We start from the raw sequence: 385 nt of genomic DNA, 5'->3' as shown, positions 1-385 counted from the left end.
CGTGGTGCGCGGCTTGGGCGTGGTGCGCGGCGGCGTGAAGGCCAGGCTGGTGGGCTGGGCCTGCAGCTCGTAGCGCTGGAAGGAGCCGTCTTCGGCGGCGCTGCCCTTGGCGCCCGGGGCGACGGCGCTGACGCGGGGGTTCTCCTTGAGGTGGTAGCTCAGGCCCGTGATCAGGTACTGCCGGTTCTGGTCCCCGCGCGGGTAGTTGTAGAGGCTGAAGGTGTAGCCCGTGGCCAGCGCCCGGTGGCAGGACTGGCCCCGCACCCGGCTGTGGCCCGTGAGGCCTTGCTTCAGGCGCACGCGGATGTAGGCATCTCCATCGCCGTACTCCGTGTAGCCGCCCGGCCATTCGTAGGTTTCATGGCCGTCGTGCGCATGGCCCGGT

1 protein-coding gene is annotated in these 385 nt (G+C 70.6%); it reads right to left on the bottom strand.

The window, feature by feature from the left end; all coding sequences use genetic code 11:
* On the bottom strand, positions 1-385 hold a 385-nt coding region (locus tag L995_RS19495), incomplete at both ends, for a contractile injection system protein, VgrG/Pvc8 family (RefSeq protein WP_047473080.1).

Origin of the sequence: Delftia sp. ZNC0008 (assembly GCF_000799035.1) — a bacterium.
Lineage (GTDB): Bacteria > Pseudomonadota > Gammaproteobacteria > Burkholderiales > Burkholderiaceae_C > Comamonas > Comamonas tsuruhatensis.
The sequence above is the reverse complement of the archived record's forward strand: the minus strand, read 5'-3'. Positions and strand labels throughout refer to the sequence as shown.